Source organism: Bacillus horti, assembly GCF_030813115.1.
Taxonomy (GTDB): Bacteria; Bacillota; Bacilli; order Caldalkalibacillales; family JCM-10596; genus Bacillus_CH; species Bacillus_CH horti.
Genome location: NZ_JAUSTY010000005.1, coordinates 67,414 through 88,690 on the forward strand (window position 1 = coordinate 67,414; position 21,277 = coordinate 88,690).

The 21,277-nt window shown below is 39.4% G+C and carries 21 protein-coding genes; 18 read left to right on the forward strand and 3 right to left on the reverse strand.

All coding sequences use genetic code 11. The annotated features are described in order from the left end of the window. Positions 1-130 precede the first annotated feature (130 nt). Together J2S11_RS07000 and J2S11_RS07005 are read left to right on the forward strand one after the other, a co-directional pair. Entirely contained in the window at positions 131-520 is a 390-nt protein-coding gene (locus J2S11_RS07000; RefSeq protein ID WP_307392740.1) for a DUF5412 family protein, read from the forward strand. A 52-nt stretch (positions 521-572) separates the two neighbouring features. After that, positions 573-1,460: an EamA family transporter gene (locus J2S11_RS07005; protein WP_307392742.1), complete on the forward strand. Its 888-nt coding sequence runs from the start codon at positions 573-575 to the stop codon at positions 1,458-1,460. A gap of 134 nt (positions 1,461-1,594) precedes the next feature. Here the strand turns inward: J2S11_RS07005 and J2S11_RS07010 are convergent, their stop codons facing one another. Further along, complete coding sequence (locus J2S11_RS07010; protein ID WP_307392744.1) at positions 1,595-1,753, reverse strand: hypothetical protein; 159 nt, start codon at positions 1,751-1,753, stop codon at positions 1,595-1,597. A gap of 279 nt (positions 1,754-2,032) precedes the next feature. On the opposite strand from J2S11_RS07010, the gene J2S11_RS07015 reads away from it, so the two are divergent. From J2S11_RS07015 to J2S11_RS07065, 11 genes are all read left to right on the forward strand, one after another. After that, the gene (locus tag J2S11_RS07015) at positions 2,033-2,644 is read left to right on the forward strand and encodes a copper resistance CopC family protein (RefSeq protein WP_307392745.1); all 612 of its coding nucleotides are present in this window, start codon (positions 2,033-2,035) and stop codon (positions 2,642-2,644) included. Beyond that, a complete protein-coding gene (locus J2S11_RS07020; protein WP_307392747.1) occupies positions 2,644-3,729 on the forward strand; it encodes a copper resistance D family protein in 1,086 nt (361 codons plus the stop codon). Before J2S11_RS07015 ends, J2S11_RS07020 begins: the two co-directional genes overlap by 1 nt. Before the next feature lie 159 nt (positions 3,730-3,888). Then, positions 3,889-4,296 (forward strand): ClpX C4-type zinc finger protein, encoded by a 408-nt coding sequence (locus tag J2S11_RS07025; RefSeq protein WP_307392749.1) that lies wholly within the window; start codon positions 3,889-3,891, stop codon positions 4,294-4,296. A gap of 208 nt (positions 4,297-4,504) precedes the next feature. Further along, positions 4,505-4,696, forward strand: coding sequence for an SDR family NAD(P)-dependent oxidoreductase (locus J2S11_RS07030; protein WP_307392751.1), 192 nt, complete (start codon positions 4,505-4,507; stop codon positions 4,694-4,696). Beyond that, complete coding sequence (locus J2S11_RS07035) at positions 4,671-5,597, forward strand: S-adenosylmethionine:tRNA ribosyltransferase-isomerase (RefSeq protein ID WP_307392753.1); 927 nt, start codon at positions 4,671-4,673, stop codon at positions 5,595-5,597. The genes J2S11_RS07030 and J2S11_RS07035 overlap by 26 nt, the downstream gene beginning before the upstream one ends. 388 nt (positions 5,598-5,985) lie before the next feature. Then, the gene (gene mgtE, locus J2S11_RS07040; protein ID WP_307392755.1) at positions 5,986-7,344 is read left to right on the forward strand and encodes a magnesium transporter; all 1,359 of its coding nucleotides are present in this window, start codon (positions 5,986-5,988) and stop codon (positions 7,342-7,344) included. A gap of 174 nt (positions 7,345-7,518) precedes the next feature. Beyond that, positions 7,519-8,676: an iron-containing alcohol dehydrogenase gene (locus J2S11_RS07045; protein WP_307392757.1), complete on the forward strand. Its 1,158-nt coding sequence runs from the start codon at positions 7,519-7,521 to the stop codon at positions 8,674-8,676. A 309-nt stretch (positions 8,677-8,985) separates the two neighbouring features. Further along, positions 8,986-9,852: a DegV family protein gene (locus tag J2S11_RS07050; protein WP_307392759.1), complete on the forward strand. Its 867-nt coding sequence runs from the start codon at positions 8,986-8,988 to the stop codon at positions 9,850-9,852. Positions 9,853-10,041: 189 nt separating this feature from the next. Next, positions 10,042-11,994: a DNA topoisomerase IV subunit B gene (gene parE / locus J2S11_RS07055; protein WP_307392761.1), complete on the forward strand. Its 1,953-nt coding sequence runs from the start codon at positions 10,042-10,044 to the stop codon at positions 11,992-11,994. Positions 11,995-12,179: 185 nt separating this feature from the next. Then, the gene (parC, locus tag J2S11_RS07060) at positions 12,180-14,492 is read left to right on the forward strand and encodes a DNA topoisomerase IV subunit A (protein ID WP_307392764.1); all 2,313 of its coding nucleotides are present in this window, start codon (positions 12,180-12,182) and stop codon (positions 14,490-14,492) included. Between the two features lie 268 nt (positions 14,493-14,760). Next, positions 14,761-15,585: an ABC transporter ATP-binding protein gene (locus J2S11_RS07065; protein ID WP_307392766.1), complete on the forward strand. Its 825-nt coding sequence runs from the start codon at positions 14,761-14,763 to the stop codon at positions 15,583-15,585. Between the two features lie 118 nt (positions 15,586-15,703). Here J2S11_RS07065 and J2S11_RS07070 read toward each other — a convergent pair whose 3' ends face one another. Together J2S11_RS07070 and J2S11_RS07075 are read right to left on the reverse strand one after the other, a co-directional pair. Further along, a complete protein-coding gene (locus tag J2S11_RS07070) occupies positions 15,704-16,327 on the reverse strand; it encodes a hypothetical protein (protein WP_307392768.1) in 624 nt (207 codons plus the stop codon). Then, positions 16,324-16,599, reverse strand: coding sequence for an autorepressor SdpR family transcription factor (locus tag J2S11_RS07075; RefSeq protein ID WP_307393266.1), 276 nt, complete (start codon positions 16,597-16,599; stop codon positions 16,324-16,326). Before J2S11_RS07075 ends, J2S11_RS07070 begins: the two co-directional genes overlap by 4 nt. 206 nt (positions 16,600-16,805) lie before the next feature. Here J2S11_RS07075 and J2S11_RS07080 point away from each other — a divergent pair, with 206 nt between their 5' ends. The 5 genes from J2S11_RS07080 to J2S11_RS07100 all read left to right on the forward strand — a co-directional run bounded on the left by J2S11_RS07080 (position 16,806) and on the right by J2S11_RS07100 (position 21,266). Continuing rightward, positions 16,806-17,186 carry a GntR family transcriptional regulator gene (locus J2S11_RS07080; RefSeq protein ID WP_307392769.1) on the forward strand — a complete coding sequence of 127 codons (381 nt, stop codon included), beginning with the start codon at positions 16,806-16,808 and terminating at the stop codon, positions 17,184-17,186. Beyond that, positions 17,186-18,088, forward strand: coding sequence for an ABC transporter ATP-binding protein (locus J2S11_RS07085; RefSeq protein WP_307392771.1), 903 nt, complete (start codon positions 17,186-17,188; stop codon positions 18,086-18,088). Before J2S11_RS07080 ends, J2S11_RS07085 begins: the two co-directional genes overlap by 1 nt. Then, on the forward strand, positions 18,066-18,815 hold the full coding sequence (locus J2S11_RS07090) for a hypothetical protein (protein WP_307392773.1): 750 nt from the start codon (positions 18,066-18,068) through the stop codon (positions 18,813-18,815). The genes J2S11_RS07085 and J2S11_RS07090 overlap by 23 nt, the downstream gene beginning before the upstream one ends. Then, the gene (locus J2S11_RS07095) at positions 18,812-19,510 is read left to right on the forward strand and encodes a hypothetical protein (RefSeq protein WP_307392775.1); all 699 of its coding nucleotides are present in this window, start codon (positions 18,812-18,814) and stop codon (positions 19,508-19,510) included. The genes J2S11_RS07090 and J2S11_RS07095 overlap by 4 nt, the downstream gene beginning before the upstream one ends. A 262-nt stretch (positions 19,511-19,772) precedes the next feature. Continuing rightward, positions 19,773-21,266, forward strand: a complete 1,494-nt coding sequence (locus J2S11_RS07100; protein WP_307392776.1) for a spore germination protein — start codon at positions 19,773-19,775, stop codon at positions 21,264-21,266. Positions 21,267-21,277 lie beyond the last annotated feature (11 nt).

Consider the following 21,277-nt stretch of genomic DNA (forward strand, 5'->3'; position numbering starts at 1 on the left):
CATCTAAATGAGTGGGTTTATGTCATTTCCGCTAGAATAAGTATAATTCTGCACTTATTTTAATTTCTTTAAGCCTACTCAGTAAAGTCTGATATTTTTGACTTAAATGGATGAGGAGGACTTGGATTAAATGATCAATTGGCAAAATGTATTTCGAATTGTGTTAGCTGTAGCTATTGTAATTGCAATATATATCGCTCTGTGGGTATATCCCGTGATGGAAAATATAGAAGTAGACGAATTAGAGCTATTGCGCTCAATGCAATCCCCTAATGGAGCATATACATTAGATATCTACTACCGTGGAGGAATCCTTCTATATGCGGACTATACATATGTAGGTCAGATTCGTTCAAATCATGTAAATGCTACAGATAGAAATTTGTTTTTAGTCGGTGAAGATAATAGCTTTAGGGCAAGCTGGTTAAAAGATGACACCGTACTGCTAAAAGCTCATGATTACGAAGTGGAATTAAATGTGGATGAGGATTCATTTGACTTTAGGTTTGATCTTCCTTAAACTTATCTTTTGGAAAACTAGCTTCATGATTATAGGAAAATAGGTGTTTTAGATGCAAATGAAATATTCGATTATTGTACTATTAGGAGCGATAAGCTATGGTGTTTTATCAACATTTGTTAAACTGGCTTACGGTGCTGGATTTACCGTTAACGAGGTAGTTGGTGGACAATTCTTTTTTGGCTGGCTTATGCTCCTGTTAGCTGTGGGATTTTTTTCACGCAAAAGGATAAGGTTGAAGCATGTTCTGCAGCTCATGCTAGTAGGCACGACAACAAGCTTCACTGCGATTACTTATTATAGTAGCTTACAGTACGTACCTGCGTCTGTAGCTATCATTTTACTTTTTCAATTTACATGGATGGGAGTTGCTTTAGAAGCGATACTAACTAGGACCTGGCCATCGAGGATTAAGGTAGCATCGGTGCTTCTTTTAATCGGTGGAACGTTATTAGCATCAGGACTTTTCTCTGCTACGGTAGCCGCCCTGCCACTCAAAGGAATATTGTTTGGTCTTTGTGCTGCTGTATCCTTTACTCTATTTATTTTGGTAAGTGAAAGAGTAGCTGTTGATGTATCTCCGCTTAGTCGGAGCTTGGCTATGATATCTGGAGCAATGGTTTTCACTTTTATTGTATTTCCACCTACATTTATTTTTTCAGGTGTTATACTCTATGGGTTATGGATATATGCACTACCTTTAGCGTTTTTTGGAATGGTCATTCCCACTCTCTTTTTTGCTATTGGTATGCCTCGAATCGGTACAGGCTTAGGTACAATTTTAGGAGCAGCAGAGCTACCAACTGTTATCGTGATGTCTTGGCTTGTTCTAAGGGAGCAGATTGGATGGCTACAGTATATAGGAATTATGATTATTTTAATCGGTATCGTTCTGCCACAGTTAAAAAAGAAAAGTGTATTAGATACGGTTGATGGTTAACTAGGATCACTGGTTAACTATGTAGAGGGATGCACGTATGAAATGGTAAAGATAAGGTCTAAACTATAAAGAAGCGAATATTCATTCATAAAAAAAGAGATGATTGACCTAGACATGGTCATCGTCTCTGACAATTAAGATTCTTCTTCTAGCTGTACATCTTGTAGATTGACGAGAATCACTTTTTCATTTGCGGATTTGATTTCACATAGGCCGCTGTCATAAATCCATACGACTCGGTAGACCTCATCTTTGTACCTTACCTTAGATAGATAGTAAAAGGAATCGTTCATCTTTAAATCCCCTTCTTCACCTTTTTAAAAGGGATTTATTTTCTATTATTTCCCATTTATTGCGTGTAGATAAAAACAAAAATTTCTATAATTCTGTCTATATTTTAGGGGTAATGTCACAAAATTGCAATCTTTATTTTTTTTAACCGGTTTATTGGATGACCATTTTGATGGTATGATCGAAGAAGGCCTATCATTAATAGCTCATCTCATCATGACTTGCGAGAAGACAAGCTGTTAAGAGAGTGCCATTAAATTTATAATTAGGGGTAATGTCAAATGCTGAATCAACTTAGAAAAATATTTGTCCTAGTTAGTTTGATCTTTTTCGTAAGCTTTCAAGTAGGCTATGCTCATACGTATTTACAGGATTCTAATCCTGCGGATGGGGATGTTGTACAAGAGGAGTTAAGTGAGATTGTCTTAAACTTTGAAACTAGTATAAGCGAATTAAGCACCTTTACTTTATCTCAGGCAGACGGTGTAGAGGTTGAACTAGAGATTACACATGAGAATGATACGTTAACAGGTGTAGCTACAGCACCATTAGAGAACGGTGAATATGTTGTAAATTGGGATATCATTGGGGAAGACGGGCATCCGATTGATGGTGACTTTGCTTTTACAGTAGATGTTGATGCACAGGATCAGGCAACAGAAGAGGAAAGCAATGAAGAAGCTGCAACAGAGGAAGAAGAGCAAGGAACAGAGGATGAAGCAACGACTGAGGATGAGGATGCTGAGATTGATGTAGAGACTGATATCCAGGAGCCAGAAACATCCCTAGAGGATGAAACGACAGACAGAAGTGGATTTAATTTTATTTACGTTGGTCTTTTCGTCCTTGTTGTTGTAGGATTACTGCTTGCCTTGAGAAAGAAGAATAAATAATGGTTATTATCAGTGAAGGGCTACTTTATGTAGCCTTTTCTGTTCTGTTCGGTACGCTTATTTTTCATTTGATTCCAGATTCGAGGAAGCCTGACATTCTTGTTCCTAAAATAGTTCTACTTTTATCTGTGGTTGGTGTTGTGCTTCTTTCTTTTGCACCAGTGCTTAAAATAATTATAAATCTAGCACGAAATTATGACCTATGGTTAATTATTGATTCCGTTCTAACGTCATTTGATATAGGGAAGGCGTGGATCTTTACTGCTACTTTAGGGACTTTGCTTTTTCTCATGTTTTTCTTTGTCGATTTGAAGAAGCAGAAGCCTTTTATCTATTTGGCCCTATTCCTTGTGTTACTTCTTGCAGGTGCACAAGGCTGGGCTAGTCATGCCAAAACGATTGCTGGCTGGCAAGGTTTTTTTGCTCATTCAGGACATTTTCTTTTTGTTTGTATCTGGATTGGTATTTTGTTCGTAGCAGGCTGGTTTGCGAAAAATCAGCAGAACTGGATTAAGTTTTTAAATTGGTTTAGTCCTGTTGCTATGGCCAGTGTCCTTATGGTTGGTCTCACAGGCTTTTGGATGATGGGGATGAGCCTCGAGCCGCAGGATTACACAACGGCATGGGTGCTACCGTACGGACAAGCCTTACTGTTGAAGCATATTTTGATTCTTCCTTTACTGGTATTTGCCTTTATTAATGGTTTTATTATTAGGGGGAAGCTAAAAAGCAGTGATGAGTATAGTCCTATCCCTTGGACAAGAGCAGAGAGTGTAATTGTACTTCTAATTTTTACGGCTACAGCAGCATTAGGGCAGCAGGCACAGCCACACACGATCAGTAGAACATTAGATTTTATTGAACCGTCTATCCTATTTCAGTGGTTTTACTCTGGGGCCATCGAATCCAGTATAAGGGTGACGCCGAGCTTTGGTTTAGCTTCTATTGTACTTCTTGCTTTAAGTGTGCTGCTTTTGCTTCTGACAGTCATCCTATTTAAGAAATCTGCAAAAACATGGTATACAATCGGAACAAGCGTATTGTTTGTTATAACCACTTATTTAGCTTTGATGATAGGTGTATAATGCTTTAATATGAGAGAAGGTTAGTGGATGATTAAAAGGATCAGGGGAAATCCTCTGATCTTTTTTGCAATTCAATTCTGTTTATGATATATTGAATATAATAAAATGTATACAATTGTATACAAGAGGCAACAAATGTATAAAGAAAGGTGAGAGATAATGGATAAGGATTTCCGTAAAAAAACATTTAGAGGGGCAAAAATTGAAGATCATATTATTGAGGTAGAACGTTTGGCCAATTTATGCGAGCAGAAAATTAAGGAGACAGAGAATACAGATAGACAACGTTTTTATGAAGGCATGGCTATAGCGTATACGACTATTGTTCTAAAGCTAAAAGGTGAGTTCGAATATATCGAACCTAAAGTGATTGATGAACTCTATTCGTCAGCTAATAAGGTCGATTTTAAAGGTGGAAGTGAAGCTGCAGATTACACAGAGACCTGCTCCTTCTGTAAAAAAGAGAAAGATGAGGTAGGTACATTGGTTTTAGGACCAGGAGTATCAATTTGTCCCTCTTGCTTAGAGTTTGGAAAGGAAGTATTAGTAGATCAGAGCCAGAGTTAAATGACCTTTTCTAAATGATAATTAGCTAAAAGTCTATTTTTGATGAAGTCAAAGGTAGGCTTTTTTGTACTCTTTTACACAATAATCAGGCTTATTAATGAAAAATTTTCTAAAAAAGAATTGTAACTTTCAAACAAAATAGATATATTATAATTAATAAATATAAAAGTATAAAAAGTATATTAAGTGAATTAAGGAGGTTTTTAAAATGACTAAGTTTAACATTCAAGGTATGAATCTTAAGGATTTAAAAGGTAAAATTGTGATGATTACTGGAGCTACAAAGGGACTAGGGAGAGAGCTTGCTTTAGCATTTGCTGCACAAGGAGCTTACTTGTCTGTATGCGCGCGACAGCTACTAGGCAAGGGATCTGGTGAAGCTTCTTTCACTAAACCGTAGGACAGGGGAAACAGGTCATTTTGTTTTTAATCAGTTAGAGGAGCTATTAAGACCGGGGGATGCGGTTATTTTAAATAATAGTCGTACGATTCCAGCTCAGCTAACGGGAAAAAGCAAGAATGATGAACAGGTGATTATGCGTTTAGCAAAAAGGGTAAATGAAGATACATGGAAAGTTCTTCTTATTGGCGAAAAAACATGGAAGCAAGGAGATACGTTTCGTTTTAATGATCATGTGACAGCGGTTATTTCTGAGCGCCAGGAGGGTCATCCTTTAGTAACAATGAAATTCTCCATATGCTGTCAGGAGCTATGGAATGAATTCTATAAGCAGGGAGAGCCTATTCGTTATGAATACATCCATGTCCCGTGGGAGCTCGATTATTATCAGACTGTCTTTGCTACAGTTCCGAGTTCAGTAGAAATGCCATCGGCTGGAAGAGCGTTTAGCTGGGAGCTGATTCAAAAGCTACGGAAAAAGAATATTCAAATCGGCTTTGTCCAGCTACACACTGGTCTTAGCTACTATGAGGACGATCATTTGCCCCATATCCCTTCCGATCACATTGAGGAGTATTTTATTCCGCTGGAAACGGCTGATTTTGTTACACAGTTGAAGCAGCAGGGAGGAAGAGTAATTGCTGTTGGAACCACTGTTGTAAGAGCATTGGAGTCTGTCTATGCTAAGCATAAAAAGGTTCAGGAGATTCATGATCAAACAAATTTATATATCACACAGGATTTTAAGCTTCAGCTGGTTGATGGGTTAATTACTGACTTGCATGAGCCAGAAGCTAGCCATTTGGATTTGCTGTTAGCTTTTATTCAACAGGACTTCTTACAAAGTAGCTACGAGGAAGCGATACAGAAGGGCTACTTATGGCATGAGTTGGGGATATGAATCTCATTCTTTAGACAAAATAAAAAAGGGCTTTTAAAATGTGGAATCTGTGGTTGCTTTCATGAATGTTTTTGTATAGGATGTAAAGAGTGGAAAGATGACAGGAGTCCCGTTTTTTGCAGGATAAGCTGTGAGCAGAGCAGGTGTGTTCACAGTTTTTCTTTACGTTTAAGATAGTATAAAATGTGATACCTTATTTTCTTCAAATTTTATACTTTCTGACGGCAAGACATAGGATGTGCAACTTTGCTTTGCGTCACTTGCGCACTTTGTGTGAAAGCTTCCTCTAATGATGGACTAGACGACTTCTTCGAGGGAGCTTCGATAAAAGAAGCTTTTCTTATTACAATTGCCTTTATAGAAGTAAGCTGGAGAGGAGGAGCCTACTATGATTAAAAACATGTCAGAAAATCAAATTGTGCTACAGCTTATCAAATATATGAAGGATGGGAAAAAACAAAGCTTTCAAGGAATCCTTGATGAGCTGCATCCCTATGACATAGCACGCATCTATGAGAATATGCCGGAGAAGCATCATACTAGATTCCTCCTCTTTTCTCACCCTGAACAGATCGCTGATCTCGTTCAAGAGCTCGATAAGCCTATGCAGCTCGAGCTTTTACTAAAGCTGGGGATTGAGAAGTCCGGACAGGTTTTAGACCTTATGGATAATGATGACCTAGCTCAGCTCTTGGATGGACTATCTTCAGAACGAATTGAAGAGCTACTTTCAGGGATGAAACAAGAGGAATCAGAGATTGTCCAGAACATGATGAATTATCCACCAGAAACGGCAGGACGATTGATGACCAATCGATTCGTCTGGATCCCACAGCATTATACGGTACGTGAGACGGTAGATAAGCTAAAGTCATTCGCTGGATTTTCTGAAACGATTAATTATCTTTACGTGATTGATCATGATAAGAAGCTTGTGGGTGTAGTTTCCTATCGCGACATCATTCTTGCAGATGAGCATGAAAAAATCCAGGATATTATGTATAGCAGGGTTATCTCAGTAGAAGCTCATACTGACCAAGAGGAGGTTGCACAGTTAATTGAAAGGTACGACTTTCTAGCGATTCCGGTCGTTACGGAAGAGCAGGTGCTTGTTGGGATTGTAACGGTCGATGATATTATTGACGTTGTGATCAGCGAGGCAACAGAGGATATCGAAAAGCTATCCGCTTCGGGTAAATCCATTGATTTTGACACGAGTGCTTTTGTAGCTGCATATCGAAGACTACCCTGGCTCATTTTGCTATTATTTATTGGTCTTGTTTCGGGCTCAATTATCAGTAGCTTTGAAGATACGTTATCTATGGTTGTAGCTTTGACCTTTTTTATGCCACTTATAGCTGGTATGACAGGAAATATTGGTACACAATCTCTGGCTGTTGTAGTACGTGGATTAATCACCCGGGAGATTGATCGCGGGGTCATCATTAGACTAGTCTTTAGAGAGCTGAAGGTTGGTCTAATGATTGGAATCACATGTGGAATCCTAATTTTTTTAATCGCTTATATTTGGAGAGGAGACCCTATTCTCGGTATAGTTGTAGGTAGCTCACTCATTATGACCCTGATTATTGGAACGCTAGCAGGTACAATTATACCTATAATACTGTACCGCTTTAACGTTGACCCTGCCGTTGCTTCAGGGCCACTTATCACTACGTTAAATGATATCCTGTCATTACTTATTTACTTCAGTATTGCTACAATGTTTCTGTCTAAGCTGCTATAGAGCAAATGGATGGAAATAGTAGTGTCTACAAGAATATCTTCTTTATTGAGCTATATCTTGAAACAAGGGTATAGCTCTTTATTTATACTTCAGATAGTCGTATTAGTGGCTTAAATAGCCAGTATAAGATAGTATTTAAGATAGGATTAGGTATAAAAAAGAGGAGGCCCTACGATGATAAATTTTCAAATTCAAAACCCAACTGAAATTCTGTTTGGAAAGGATCAGATTACTCAACTACCTACGAAGGTGAAGGAGTATGGGACGAAAATCCTATTGGTGTATGGTGGAGGCAGTATAAAAGGCTTCGGCTTATATGATAAAGTTATTGAGCTACTACAAGCGGCTGATTGCGAAATCCATGAGCTCGCAGGAGTAGAGCCTAACCCTAGGTTAAGTACAGTTCAAAAAGGTGTACAGATATGTAAGGATAACCAGGTGGAGCTTATTTTAGCTGTAGGTGGCGGTAGTGTTATTGATGCAGCTAAGGCTGTCGCCGTTGGAGCTACATATGACGGTGATGTATGGGATTTTTATGATAAAACAGCGGTGGCACAATCAGCGTTACCATTAGGGGTTATTCTAACCCTGGCTGCTACTGGCTCTGAAATGAACAGAGGTAGTGTTGTTACAAATTGGGAGCTTAAAGAGAAGCGTGGAGCTGGCACAACGTTCCCAAGCTTTTCTATTTTAGATCCAACCTATACGTATTCCGTTCCTAAGGATCAAACGATGTATGGAATTGTTGATATGATGTCCCATGTTTTTGAGCAGTACTTTTCTCATACGGAGCATATTCAGGTACAAACGCGGTCTTGTGAAGGTCTGCTGAAAACGATCGTTGAGTACGCACCAAAGGTCCTTGCTGACCCTGAGGATTATGACGCTCGTGCAACAATCATGTACGCTGGTACAGTGGCGTTAAACGGTCAGCTTACCCCTGGAGTGGAGACAGATTGGGCAAGTCATGCGATTGAGCATGCGGTGAGTGCTATTTATGATATTCCTCATGCTGGTGGACTGGCGATTCTCTTCCCGAATTGGATGAAGTATGTGTACAAGGAAAATACAGATCGCTTTAAGCGTTTCGCTGTTGAGGTGTGGAATGTTGATCCAGCAGGTAAGACGGATGATGAGCTTGCTTTAGCTGGTATTGAAGCTACCAGAACATTTTTTGATCAAATAGGCGCTCCTAGTCGTCTAGCTGATTACGATATTAAGAATGAGCATTTAGATCAAATGGCTTCTCATGCAACGCGTTTCGGGACTATTGGTGGGTTTAAAAAGCTAGAAAAGGAAGACGTTCTTCAAATTTTAGAAATGAGTTTATAATTCAATTCGTATCTTTTAAATTATTGTAAGATGCTCTCTTTTTGTACAGGGTGTGATTGTACAATTTGGGAGTATCTTTTTTTAGAAAATACTAAAGTAATTTTAGCTTTTTGAAATCCTACGGGTTAGTTGTACCTAAAGGGAAAAGTAAGTTATAATAACAACGATAAGCCCTTATTTTATCATTATATATACATAAGAGACATACATATTGGAACAAGTGTTGTAATATTTTTACTAAACTATTCTAGTATGTAGAAGTAGGAGAGTTGAGAACAAAATAAAGTAATAAAACAAAGGAGGAGTATGATGGAAAATATCGTTTATGTTTTAGATAGTGGAAGCGATTTCGAACGTGAGCAGTTGGACAAGCTTAATCTGCAGTACCCTGTGGAATTTATTCCTCTCAATATTCATATTGGGGACGAGGTATACTTGGATGGTGTGAATATCAACAAGAAGGAATTTTATGAGAAAATGGCTCAGTCTGAGGAGCTACCGAAAACGAGCCAGCCATCCCCACAAATGTTTTTTGATATGTATAAAAAGCTAATAGATGAAGGGAAGCAGGTTGTCAATTTGACGCTTTCTTCAGGGGTAAGTGGAACTTATCAAAGTGCCCTAATCGCTAAGGATATGCTTGAGGACGCTGAAAAAGAGCATGTTCATCTTGTGGATACCCAACAGCTATCGGTCACTATTCTATTACTGCTTAAAAAGCTAGATACTCTTCTTACAGAAGGAAAAAGCTTGAATGAGGCTATCGGGTGGCTTGAGGACAACAAACACAAGGGTACTATGTTTGGTTTATTGGATACACTAGAGAATTTAAAGAAGGGTGGAAGAATCTCTAGTGCTCAAGCGATGATTGGCGGATTGCTTAACATTAAGCCACTAGTAGAGATCAAGGATGGTAAGGTAGAATCTTTGGGTAAGGCTCGTGGGAGAAAGAAGGGTCAACAGCTTCTAGCAGACTCTATTGGCTCTATTGATCACTACACGTCAGACAGTATATTTATAGCACATAATTTTGCCACATTAGATGATGCTAAACAAGAGTTGTCCCAAATACTAGATGTAAACGCTTTTGAACAGGTATTTTATTATACGCTAGGAAGTACAATCGGAACACATGCTGGTCCAAACACATTAGGGATTGCACTTATGAAAAAATAAATATACCATAATAACTATGGACAAAGCCTTGAAACGATTCGTTACAAGGCTTTTCTAAAACATTCTCCTTTAATTATGTACATTTTACAGGCATAATGCATGGCAGATAGGGTATGAATGTTAATGTTATGTCACAAAAACAGAACTCATACATAAAGCTGTGGAGTAGGAATGAAAGGGGTACTGGCTTTGTCAGATAAAGTCATTAATGAATATAATGAAGCATCCATTCAGGTTCTTGAAGGACTAGATGCAGTCCGTAAAAGACCTGGGATGTACATAGGAAGTACGGATGGTAGAGGCTTACATCATCTGGTTCATGAGATCCTCGATAATGCTGTTGATGAAGCATTAGCAGGCTATGGGGAACACATAACAATAAAACTACTTCAGGATGGAAGTCTTTCTGTCGAAGATAAAGGTAGAGGAGTTCCTACGGGAATGCATTCCTCTGGGAAGCCAACACCTGAAGTAATTTACACTGTTTTACATGCAGGGGGTAAGTTTGGTCAAGGCGGTTATTCCACGTCTGGAGGGTTACATGGAGTAGGTGCATCCGTGGTAAATGCTTTATCCGAATGGATGGAGGTAACGATTCATCGCGATGGTCAGATTTTCCGTCAGCGCTATGAGCAAGGTGGTAAGCCTGTTACAACGCTTGAGATCATTGGCAAAACAAATAAGACGGGAACGACCGTCCACTTTAAGCCTGATGCTAGCATTTTCAGTACAACGACGTTTAATTACGATATATTAGCGGAACGTTCTAAAGAAGCGGCCTTCCTGTTAAAAGGACTCACGATTGAAATTGTGGATAAGCGCAAGGGACAGGAGCAGAATCATGATAAGTTCTGCTATGAAAATGGTATACAATCCTTCGTTGAGTATCTGAATGAGGATAAAGAATCATTTCATGATGTGATTTATTTTAGCGGCGAACAGCAAGGGATTGTAGCAGAGGTCGCTATTCAATATAATGATGGCTATTCAGAGAATATTCTTTCCTTTGTCAACCATGTACGGACGAAGGATGGTGGAACTCACGAATCTGGCTGTAAAACAGCGATGACCCGCTGCTTTAACGAGTATGCTCGAAAAGCAGGCTTTCTAAAGGAAAAGGATAAAAACTTAGAGGGGTCAGATGTGAGGGAGGGCTTAACAGCCATTATCTCAGTGCGTGTGCCTGAAGAAAAGCTACAGTTTGAGGGGCAGACAAAAGGGAAGCTGGGGACACCAGAGGCAAGATCAGCGGTGGATTCTGTGGTTGCTGACCGTTTGAACATCTTCTTAGCAGAGAATCCAGATATTGCGGGCTTGCTAGTAAAAAAGGCGATTCGTTCGGCTCAAGCCAGAGAAGCAGCTAGGAAAGCCAGAGAGGAAGCAAGGAGTGGCAAGAAAGGTAAGCGTAAAGAGGCTATACTTAGCGGTAAGCTAACTCCAGCACAAACGAAAAACCCGGCTAGAAATGAGCTCTTTCTTGTAGAGGGTGATTCGGCTGGTGGTTCGGCAAAGCAGGGTCGTGATCGAACGTTTCAGGCCATACTTCCACTGAGAGGTAAGGTCATTAACACGGAAAAGGCGAAGCTTGAAGATATCATGAAAAATGAAGAAATCCGTACCATTATTTATACGATTGGAGCAGGTGTCGGAGCAGACTTTAACCTTGAGGATTGCAACTACGACAAGGTCATAATCATGACGGATGCGGATACGGATGGAGCCCATATTCAGGTTCTCCTATTAACCTTCTTTTACCGCTATATGCGTCCGCTTGTAGAAGCAAATAAAGTGTATATCGCGCTTCCACCTCTATACAAGGTAAGTAAAGGAACAGGTAAGAAGGAAGTTATAGAATATGCTTGGGATGAGCAGGCTTTAAAGCAGGCTTTGAAGAAAGTGGGCAAGGGATATACGATTCAGCGCTATAAAGGACTTGGAGAAATGAACGCTGATCAGCTATGGGAGACAACGATGGATCCTAATTCACGTTCCTTAATTAAGGTGACGATTGATGATGCAGCACGGGCTGAACGCCGAATATCTGTCCTTATGGGCGACAAAGTAGAGCCTCGGAGAAAGTGGATTGAGCGTAATGTTGCCTTTACCCTTGAAGATGAGGATCAGGATGTCTTGCATACGTAAGGATTAAACGGCATGGGCATGCGTTCTATAAAGACGTATTGCTTCTAAGAATTATGAATGGATATAGAATACTGCCAGAAAATTAGATTCAATATAGGCTGATAAGTAAGTTAAGAAAAGAATGGACGAATAAGGGAATTTGAGTGGAAGAATGACTGTGTTCGTTTTAAAGGGGGATTTATAGCTTGTCTCTAATTGAAAAAATCTTAGAATTACCCTTTGAGGAAGTGATAGGTGATCGCTTTGGTCGCTATTCAAAATATATTATTCAGGATCGTGCGCTTCCTGACGCTAGAGATGGGCTGAAGCCTGTACAGCGTCGTATTCTGTACGCTATGTATACAGAAGGGAATACGGCAGATAAGCCCTTCCGTAAATCGGCCAAAACGGTGGGTACCGTAATCGGGAATTACCATCCACATGGGGATTCATCCGTGTACGACGCCATGGTGCGGATGTCACAGGATTGGAAGGTTCGTAATGTCCTGGTAGAAATGCACGGGAATAACGGAAGCATTGATGGAGATCCTCAGGCTGCCATGCGTTATACAGAGGCTAGACTTTCTCCACTTGCCGCTGAGCTTCTTAGAGATATCGGTAAAGGTACGGTTGTATTTGCTCCGAACTTTGACGATTCTGATGAAGAGCCAGTTGTATTACCTGCTAGATATCCTAATTTACTCGTTAATGGCTCTACGGGAATTTCCTCTGGTTATGCTACGGATATTCCACCACACAACCTGGCAGAGGTTATTGACGCCGTTGTGATGTATATGGATAACTCGGACGTTACCGTAGATGAGTTAATGAGCGCGCTTAAGGGTCCAGATTTTCCTACTGGAGGAATCATCCAAGGAATAGAGGGGATCAAGCAAGCGTACGAAACAGGTAAAGGTAAAATTGTATTGCGCTCGAAAACATCCTTTGAGGTTATGAAGGGTGGAAGAGAGCAAATTGTCATTACCGAAATCCCATACGAGGTGGTAAAAGCGAATGTCGTTCGTAAAATTGACGAATTGCGCATTGACCGTAAGGTAGAAGGGATTGCAGAGGTTCGTGATGAAACGGATCGTACTGGACTAAGAATCGTCATTGATCTTAAGAAGGATGCCGATGCGGAAGGGGTATTGGCTTACCTTTTTAAAAATACAGATTTACAGGTCACGTATAGCTTTAATATGGTGGCTATCGCCCATAAAACGCCACAGCTGATGAATCTCAGAAGTTTGCTTGACGCTTATGTTGTTCACCAGAAAGAGGTTGTAACGAGACGCTGTGAGTATGATCTTGAAAAAGCAAAGGACCGTCAGCATGTTGTAGAAGGGCTAATCAAGGCGTTATCTATTTTAGATGAGCTGATTGCAAAGATCAGAGCTTCTAAGGATAAGGCGGATGCCAAAAATAACATTATTGAAGCCTTTGGCTTTACAGAGCGTCAAGCTGAAGCCATTGTGAACCTTCAGCTTTATCGTTTAACGAATACGGACGTCACTCAGCTACAGCGTGAAGCAGAGGAGCTTGAAAAAACCGTTCAGAAGCTTGAGGCGATTTTAGGGAGTGAAGCGAAGCTGATTCGAGTGATTAAGAAGGAGCTAGAGGAGATCAAAGCAACCTATGCTGATGCTAGAAGGTCTGAAATCCAAGCGGAGATTGAAGAAATTAAGATCAACCTTGAGGTTATGGTTCCAGCAGAGGATGTAATCATTACCGTGACGAAGGATGGTTATGTGAAGAGAACTAGTCTTCGTTCCTATTCAGCTTCTACTCCTGAGGAGCTAGGGCGCAAAGATGAGGATGAACTGTTTCTTCAGCTTGATTCAAATACAACGGATACGCTGCTTCTGTTCACGAACAAAGGAAACTACCTCTACATTCCAGTACATAGTTTACCGGATATTAGGTGGAAGGATATTGGTCAGCACATCGCCAATATTATACCTATTGAAAAGGATGAACGGATCATTGAGGGATACAGTATCAAGAGCTTTGCTGAGAAAGATAAATTCCTCTTGTTCGTAACCCAAAACGGTGTAGTAAAGCGTAGCTCTCTTTCTGAGTACCAGGTACAACGCTATTCCAAGCCTATTGTTGCTACAAAGCTGAAGGATGAGGATCAGGTGATTCGAGTTTTCATGACGGATGGAAAACAAGAGATTATTCTAGTGAGCCATCAAAGCTTCATGCTACGCTTCGATGAAGAAGAAGTCAGTGTGATGGGTCAAAAAGCAGCAGGGGTACGAGGAATTAGTTTAAAGGAAAATGACAGGGTCGTAGATGCGATTGTTTTTGCAGAATTCGATCAGATTCAAGATATAACTCTGCATACACAGAAAAATGCGGATAAGAAGGTTCCGCTTAGAGAGCTAGTTCGAGCGACACGAGCAAGACGTGGAAGTAAAATGATTAAAGAGCTAAAAACGAACCCACACCGTGTTACAGAGGTTAAAGTTGAGTTTAAGCCGATTAAGGAAGAGGAAGCTCCAGGGGGAATTCTATAGCTTTGGAAAGCAAAGTCAGCTAATTAATAGTGGCTTTGCTTTTCTATTTCATTTCAATAAATTGTCGAAAATGATTCTCAGTTTCATTGACTTTAGGTGGGCTTTCACCTAAACTAAAAGTATATTGGAGTAAGCTATAGAGTAGGTTAGAGCTCAAGGTTAAGGTTAGTTTTACGGAAGAATAGAGAACTGAAGAATACGATTAGAGCTATAGAATAATTATAGAATTGCTAAAGACGATCATTTGATGATTTAGGAGATGAGTTACATGCAAGCGTTAGAAGCGAAATCCCTAACCCTTGGTTATGGAGAGTCAATTATCATCGACCACCTTGATTTAGAAATTCCAAAAGGGAAAATAACGGTTTTTATCGGTAGTAACGGCTGTGGGAAGTCAACATTACTTCGTTCGATGGCTCGTCTATTAAAGCCAAACGATGGAGCAGTGATTTTAAATGGTCATGAGATTGCTAAGCTACCAACGAAGGAAGTAGCCAAGAATTTATCCATGCTTCCCCAAGGTCCAATCGCTCCGGAGGGTTTAACCGTTCTTCAATTGGTCAAGCAAGGTCGCTATCCTTATCAGACTTGGTATAAGCAATGGTCAGAGCAGGATGAAGCGATGGTGAGAAAGGCATTAGAGGATACTCGTTTAACAGAGCTTGCTGATCGAACAGTGGATTCATTGTCAGGTGGACAGCGTCAAAGAGCTTGGATTGCGATGACGTTAGCTCAGGGAACAGATACGATTCTTTTAGACGAGCCGACAACTTACTTAGATGTGACTCATCAAATTGAAATATTAGATTTGCTATATGAGCTAAACGAAAAGGAACAACGTACGATTGTTATGGTGCTTCATGATCTTAACTTAGCCTGTCGCTACGCCCATCATGTAGTCGCTTTACAGAATAAGAAGGTTTATGCTCAAGGGAAGCCTGAAACGATCGTTAGTCAGGAGCTAGTAAAGGATGTTTTTGATATGGAATGTCAGATTATTTCCTGTCCGCTGTTTGGTGCGCCATTATGTATCCCATATGGTCGAGGGCGCAATCAGTTGATGTTTCCTCCTGAAAAAGAGCAGATTGTGTAATGCATTCTAATAAATATTAATATAGCTTGGGAAGATAGCTATTTAAATGAGTAAAAAGGGTGGTGACATACGTCATCCCCCTTTTTTGATGATATTTTTACCTTTAACGATAAAATGATTATTTAGCTATAGCCCTTTTGAAATTATAGTAAAATCCTGCACAAATCACAGCAATAGAAAGTAACAATATACCGATAAAAATTGGGAGCATTGCTGGTCCAGGTATTAGAATACACAGTAGCATCAAGGCACCACACATAACAAAAGCTTTGGAGATGAATCGTTGAATACTACGCCATACATTCTCATCAATAGAAGCGCTCCTCTTTAGCTCAAGAGAACTAGGCTTTAGTCGAGGGAAAAAGTTTCCTACGGCTATAAAAACCGCCCCGGTGACTAAAGGTCCAATCATATTTTCGTTCAAATTATAGCCCATCCCATAAGCAAGAATAATACCATGAACGAGTAACAAGACAAACAGCACATTGTTAAGAATTGAAGCAATAGGTTTACTCATCCTTGCATGAGAGACACGATTTTTTATCCATGATGATGTAAGTCCTAATATAACAATTAGGATCGACATGACGATTGGAATCAACCAAACAGTAACATTTTTAGACATAGTGGTGCTGTTGTACTCCACATTGGTAACAATTTGCTTAGGGAGCTGTGGGAGTAGCCAGAGACTTGCTAGAATGGCTATACTGACCAGTAATAAAGGAAATACTAATTTTTTCATTTTGAACCCTCTCCTTTAGGATTATTAAATTCCATGACCCACTTCATTAAATCCTGAAACACAGTAAGGTTAATCGAATACAGGATATGCTGTCCCTGTCTTTCAACCCAGACGAGATCCGCTTGCTTAAGTAAATTTAAGTGATGGGAAACAGCAGGTTTAGTCATTTGGAAATGATCTGAAATTTCTCCTGCGGTCATATCTTTATCTTTTAATAAATCAAGTATTTTTCGTCTTGTTGGATCAGATAACGCCTTAAATGCATCATTAATTGACATGGATTCCTCCTAATCATCTATAATTTAATATTTAAATAATTATTTAATAATTAAATTAAAGCATGAAGTTTTTCAAAAATCAAGGCATAAAAAAATTTATTATTAACCTAGACAAATTGACAAAATACCATTAATCATATATAGTACATTACAACAGTAATGCACTAACTTAGAAGCGTTCTTAAAAGGGGGGTGTGACCTTGATCCTGAATACGGACAGTACAAAACCGATATACATTCAAATAGCAGAATGGCTAGAAACGGAAATATTGAAGGGGAACATCAAGGATGATGAGAAAATGTACTCTCAGTATCAGCTAGCTGAGATGTTTACGATAAATCCTGCAACGGCAGCGAAGGGAATCAACCTGTTGGCTGAGGAAAACATTTTATATAAGAAAAGGGGTTTGGGGATGTTTGTATCACCGCAAGCGAGGCCATTGATCAGGAAAAAGCGTAAGGCCCATACGTTGACAAGATTGGTGCAAGAGCTTGTTGCAGAAGCGAATAGCTTAGATGTTGAAGAGGAGGAGCTCGTTCAAATGATCAAGGCGGCTAAACAAGGGAAGGAGGAAGGATAATGAATGTGATTGATATTCATGCTCTGACAAAAAAGTATAGAGGGAATAAAGCGATTCATCATCTAACCTTGCAGATAGAAGAAAATAAGATTACTGGATTGATAGGTAGAAATGGAGCGGGTAAGACAACTTTACTTAAAATGATGGCAGGATTTATTAAGCCGAGCTCTGGAAGTGTAGCCGTTTTTGGTAGGAATCCCTTTAACAATATCCAAGTATCAGCAAACATGATTTCTATAGATGATAAGATGATATTTCCCACGGCCCTAAACTTAGCAGAGGTATTAAAAGGTGCTGAAAGCTTTTATCCTAACTGGAACAAAGAGCTAGCAGAGGGGTTATTTCAATACTTTACTTTAGATCCAAAAAAGTACCATAATGAGCTTTCAAAAGGAATGAAAAGCACGTTTAATCTCATCATCGGTATCGCTTCTCGCTGTGCTCTAACGATTCTAGATGAACCAACGTCTGGTATGGATTCAGCTGTACGAAAGGATTTTTATAGAGCGATCCTAAAGGATTATATTGAATATCCTCGGACGATCATTATGTCTAGTCATTTATTAAGTGAAGTGGAGGATATTTTAGAAGATATTTTACTTATAAAGGATGGTCAATTAAAGCTCCATAAACCTGTAGAGGAAATGAAGGAATTAGCGATTGGACTTAGGGGGAAAACTGAATTAATTGATCAGCTAATTAAGGATAAGGAAGTTATCCATAGAAAATCTGTAGGTGTAGCCGTTAGCTATGTCGTTGTTGAGAATACATTTCTTCCAGCTCGACTAGAAGAGGCTAAGGATCAAGGAATTGAACTCTTGCCTGTTAGTGCTGATGATCTTTGTATATACCTGACGAATAAGACAGTAGGGGGGATCGATGATGTCTTTTCAAAGCACTAGTTTGTTGAGTGTTGTGAAGCGGCAATATTTTTACAAGCTAAAAGCATATATTGGTGTTTTCGGTGCACTTATGATTGTACAAATTGTCGGACTTCTTTTCTCAATTGGAGGAGGAGGAATGTCTGGAATGTCCTCGGGAGGAATTAGTCTTTCAATTGGCTTTTACTCTGGAGATATAATGATTTTATTTACGATGATATGGGCTGTAATGATCTCTATAACGATTACAACAAAAGCGTATCGCAATAGTGACTTTACCTTTGTGACCACTAGGTTTAGCAGGAATTTAGCGAATATGGCCTTTTTGCTAACCGTAGGAAGTGTAGGGGGAGTAACTGCTATGCTTTCTGGAGTATTGTTAAAGTCTATTGCCTTTTACACTCTGGGAAGCGAAAATGTGACGATCCAACACGTATCCCTAGTCGAATTTTTCATAGGAATTGTAGCAACCATTCTTTATGTGATCCTATTTTGTGCTATAGGCTACTTTATTGGAACGTTAGTTCAACTATCCAAAGCTTTAGTAGTGTTTGTGCCGGTTTTGATTTTAGGAATAATTACAGTCAGAGTTGACCCTAGGAGTGGGGATACAATTATGATTTATACTTCTCAATTCTTCGGTGGAGAAACCTCACTTCTTATATTCTTGAGTAAAATTATATGTACTGTATCCGTTCTTTTCATCTGTTCAGTTTTACTTTCAAATAGATTGGAGGCAAGGAAATGACTCTAGTTTATTTATCTGTTTTGAGCATCATTATTATTGTAGGGATTGCTGTTTTTGCGGCTAACCAGATTACGATTGTGGGGCAATATAGTAAGAATATGAAGCTGATTATTGGTGGTTACGCCCTCATTTTATTTATTGGAGGATTTCTTTACTTCATTGGACCAAATACGAAGAGTGCTAGTATAAACGAAGAACAGGCTTCATTAGAGCTAGCTAAGCTTTCAGATCAAATGATTAAGGATATTAAGCAGAGTGGGAAATTGCAAATTGACGTACCGTTTGTCCGTCAATATGAGTGGGAATTTCCTATAACTACTGATAAGGTCAACTATGCCCTTGAGGGAAGCTATAATGAGATGAATATTCTAGTTGAAAGAGTTGAAGAGCTTGAGGAAAGTATCCAGGTAACATATTATCAGGCAGGTGCGAAAGTGAATCAATTGAATGTCACAGAAAGACATAGAGCCCCTCATATCGAATTGGTTGGCGGACAGCTTACAGTAATGGACCCTGCAGAGTATAAAATAGAACTCTCTGGATTACTAAAGGAAACTATAATTAAACAATTTACAGGTGAAATGTTTGAATCAACTAATCGTGAACAATTAAACGGTGTAAAAGTAATGCATGTCAAAATACCTCTGGATCTTGAGATTTCTTTTGGGTATTTTCCGGTTGAATTTATTAATTGAGCAGAAGACATTAAACCAAGTTACGAAAGCAGAATAAAAAATATAGAAAGCCTGAAGAAGTATTAAAGATTTGGAATCACAAACTTACAGTTTTGACCTCTAGCTAGATTAACTGGTTAGGGGTCTTGTTATAGCCACTTACAAAACCACCGAATGCTTCGTAAGATAACTTTGAAATAACGATCTCTATGCATAGATTCGTCACGATCATGTAACACTAATTGCAAGATTATCAAGACGATTTAGGCTTGGAGTGCTGCGCATGGACTTTCTACAACGAATTTATCACTCATTTAATAAAAAAAAGATCCCCTTACATAACACAGATCATGAGATGAAGAATCAGAAAGAAAAAAGGCCCTCCTTAGCTCATACGTTAGAAGAATTTGAGGATGCTGTCGATATTCTCCATCGCTCATTTCCAGAGATTCAAGTAGAGATTATCTACTTTGGTCATCTTATTGGAAATGAGGAATTTGAGAGAGATGTACACACGCCTCTTTTAAACATCAAGCAATCTGAAATAGAGCGGCTTTTCAAGCAATCCCAATTTACAAAGGCCCATACTCATAGTGAGGTGATAGATGGGATTCTAAAGGGGCAGGTTGCTATTTTTCATGGTAAGCAGGTTCATCTTATTGACGTTTATGGTCCAGTAGCTCGTGCTGTGACACAATCAGAGCAGGAAACTGTAATAACGGGTCCTCATGATGCCTTTGTGGAGTCTTCAGGACCTAATCTTTCTTTAATTAGAAGAAGGCTAAAGACTTCACATCTTAAGGTGATTAAGCTATCTGTCGGGGAGTTATCAAAAACAGATGTATTTCTCCTATATATTAAGGATATTGCAGATATGGAGATGCTTCAGGAGCTAAAGGACCGTATTGAGGATATAGAAGTAGACGCTATGATTGAGAACACGGTGCTTGTACAACTCATTGATGAATTTCCTAATTCAATTTTCCCACAATTTCTAACAACGGAGCGCCCTGATGTAGCAGTTGCCAAACTTGCAGACGGAGGGATTGTTTGCATTGTGGACAATAGCCCAACCGTTGTTTGTGCGCCGACGTCCTTCTTTGATTTTTTCTCATCTCCCGATGACGACTATCAGCGTTGGCCGTTAGCAACAGCTACAAGATTGATGAGGTTCTTAGCTTTTTTTATTACTGTAGGCTTCACCGCGTTATATGTATCCATTACTACTTTTCATTACGAAATGGTTCCTGAAGCGTTACTTCTAAATCTTACTGAGTCTAGAGCAAGGGTTCCATTTCCTCCGATATATGAGGCTCTTATCATGGAGGTGGTGATGGAGCTGTTGCGTGAGGCCGGAGCTAGGCTTCCAAGTAAAATCGGTCAGACAATCGGGATCGTAGGAGGGATCGTTATTGGGCAGGCAGCTGTTCAAGCCGGATTAACTAGTAATATTCTTATTATTGCTGTTGCTATATCTGCTATTGCTTCCTTCTCTATTCCTAGCTACATGATGAGTGGTGCCATTAGGCTTATCCGCTTTGGTCTTATTATTCTGGCGGGTGTTTTAGGAAATTTTGGATTATTGTTTGGTTTGACCCTGATCACGCTCCATTTATGCAGTTTAACAAGTTTAGGAACCTCCTATCTGATCCCACTTGCTCCTTTTTTCCTAGAGGACTGGAAAAATACATTTATCCGGGGAGCCTACTGGTCTCTAAGGAGAAGACCTGAACAAACAAAAACGGTCAATAAGGACAAAAATAAAATGAAGAGATAGGTCGTGTTCTG